This window comes from Nguyenibacter vanlangensis (assembly GCF_013376155.1).
GTDB lineage: Bacteria > Pseudomonadota > Alphaproteobacteria > Acetobacterales > Acetobacteraceae > Gluconacetobacter > Gluconacetobacter vanlangensis.
Map to the genome: position 1 here is coordinate 1 of NZ_JABXXP010000506.1, position 2,073 is coordinate 2,073.

Here is a 2,073-nt window from a genome sequence, read left to right on the forward strand (position 1 = left end):
CCACGCCCACCTGGCCCGCACCGTGGTCCGCCGCGCCGAACGGCGGGTCGCCGCCCTGCGCCACGACGCCCCGATCAGCCCCTCGGTGCTGCGCTGCCTCAACCGGCTGTCGGATTACCTGTTCGTGCTGGGCCGCCACCTCAACGATGACGGACGCGCCGACATCCTCTGGGTCCCCGGCAGCGCCTCACAAGCATAGAGCGGTTCAGTGGAAATGCTCTGTGTTGTTATTTTGTCGAGCATCCTCACCCGTTCAAACGAGTCCGTTTGAACGGGATCTGCTCTGGCCCGGGAAACCAGCCCAGGCGCTTTATCCCAGCGCGGCCTTCGGCGCGATGGCCCGCGCATCCACCGGCCGGCACAGCGGGTGGTCGGGCGTCGCCAGCTCAAGCAACGTCTCATAGGCCGCCTCGACCAGGCTGGTCCGGCTGGCGGTGACGTCCAGTTCCAGCAGCACCTCGGAATCGTCGGGCTCTTCCAGGGTCGCGAACTGGCTGGTCAGCATCGAGGCCGGCATGAAATGCCCGGTCCGCTGGCCCAGACGCGGCGCGATATCCTCGGGCCGGCCCTTCAGATAGACGAAGCACACCCGCGCATCGCCGCCGGTGATCACATCGCGATAGCGCCGCTTCAGCGACGAACAGGTCACGATCCCGCACCCGCCGCCCTGCAGCCAGTCGCGCGCCACCGCGCCGATCTTCTCCAGCCACGGCGCCCGGTCCGCGTCGGTCAGCGGAATGCCGGCGCTCATCTTGGCGATGTTCGCCTCCGGATGCAGTTCGTCGCCCTCGATGATGGGCCAGCCGACCCGCCGGGCCAGCAACTGCGCCAGAGTGGATTTTCCCGACCCGGACACCCCCATGACGACCAGGACGCGCGGTGCCCCGACCTGTTTCAGGCGCTCGGAAGCCCGGGCCAGCGGAACGGTCGGAAAGGCGCGCGGCGCTGCGGACGCGCTCAAGGGGGCATGCTGTGACATAATGGACGTATTTCCCTGCTTGCTCGTCTTCTCAGTGTCTTCCGCCGCGATGAAGCCCCAGGCGAACCGAAGGGCAAGGCCGCCCGAACCGAGGGCATCCCCCCGGGGGCGCCGGACCGACCCGCATAGTGGTGTCCCTCCCCGCCGGACAGGGCAAGCGCTAGGCGCGATTGTCACCCAAAAGTGACCCTGCCCGTCCCGGCCGCCACATCCCTGGGCGCATCGGACTGGCCATGACGACGATCCCCGATCCATGGACAGATCATGTATAGATCGGCGGACATCCAGGTAATCGCATCACGGCGATGCATATGGCCATCCGGAATTTCCACCCGATGCCCGCCTTTCATTGCACAGGGCCGCCCTGCCGTTCCACAAGACACGCATCGTTTACATACGCACCCACATCCGGCCGCGCATTGTCCATGACGCGCCCGTAAAGACGGAACGAGACCATGAACCACCGACTGCAACAAATTGCCCGCAGATGACAATCTGCACATATTTGGCGGCTCCCGCGCCCGAAAATCCAAGAATTTCGGCCATAACGGCCTTGCATTTTCTTAGAGAAACGGTGTAGAAAAGAATCATTAGGGCAACTCGCCTCCCGACGTCCGGCTTCGTGCCCGGATTCGTACAGGGCAGGCGCCGGAATGCTCGCCCCTAGCCAGGCACGTGGCCGCAGCGGTTCAAGGTTCAAAAGAACCGTATGATCTGTGGCCACGACACACCGAAATCAGTGATTCAGGCGTCACGCACCGTGATCCCACCAGACAGTGACAGTGCCAGACAGTGATTGACACAGTGATCGACTAAATCCAGGCCATACGGCGCGTACCGCCTGACCCTGTCCCGGGCCGAAACCGGATTATGTCTCCCTCTTTGATATTTCGAGAGTTTTACAGTGTCCGTATATAACGAAACGCATCCATTATCCGGCGAGACGGAGCCGGCCGACGTCGACGATCGCGAAGAGGTCAGCGAAGAGGCCCTGCGTCTCGCCCTGGCCCGCCTCGGCTCCAAGCGCCCGGCCACATCCCAGTCGCCGTCCCCGTCGACGCACCAATCCGCGGCCGCCCAGCCGGCGTCGCGCC

The 2,073-nt window shown here is 64.4% G+C and carries 2 protein-coding genes and 2 pseudogenes; 2 read left to right on the top strand and 2 right to left on the bottom strand.

From position 1 onward, the window contains the following. A pseudogene (locus HUK84_RS15910) lies at window positions 1-199 on the top strand (ATP:cob(I)alamin adenosyltransferase); the annotation flags it as partial. Window positions 200-310: 111 nt separating this feature from the next. Here HUK84_RS15910 and HUK84_RS15915 read toward each other — a convergent pair. Beyond that, a complete protein-coding gene (locus HUK84_RS15915) occupies window positions 311-979 on the bottom strand; it encodes a gluconokinase (RefSeq protein ID WP_176641155.1) in 669 nt (222 codons plus the stop codon). A 390-nt stretch (window positions 980-1,369) separates the two neighbouring features. Then, complete coding sequence (locus tag HUK84_RS22900; protein ID WP_218064411.1) at window positions 1,370-1,570, bottom strand: hypothetical protein; 201 nt, start codon at window positions 1,568-1,570, stop codon at window positions 1,370-1,372. A gap of 313 nt (window positions 1,571-1,883) precedes the next feature. Between HUK84_RS22900 and HUK84_RS22905 the strand changes: the two are divergent. Then, window positions 1,884-2,073: pseudogene (locus tag HUK84_RS22905) on the top strand (hypothetical protein); the annotation flags it as partial.

Bases quoted from the DNA above. Each gene is read 5' to 3' on its own strand.
- HUK84_RS15915 (WP_176641155.1), bottom strand. From the start codon at position 979: ATGTCACAGCATGCCCCCTTGAGCGCGTCCGCAGCGCCGCGCGCCTTT.
- HUK84_RS22900 (WP_218064411.1), bottom strand. From the start codon at position 1,570: ATGATTCTTTTCTACACCGTTTCTCTAAGAAAATGCAAGGCCGTTATG.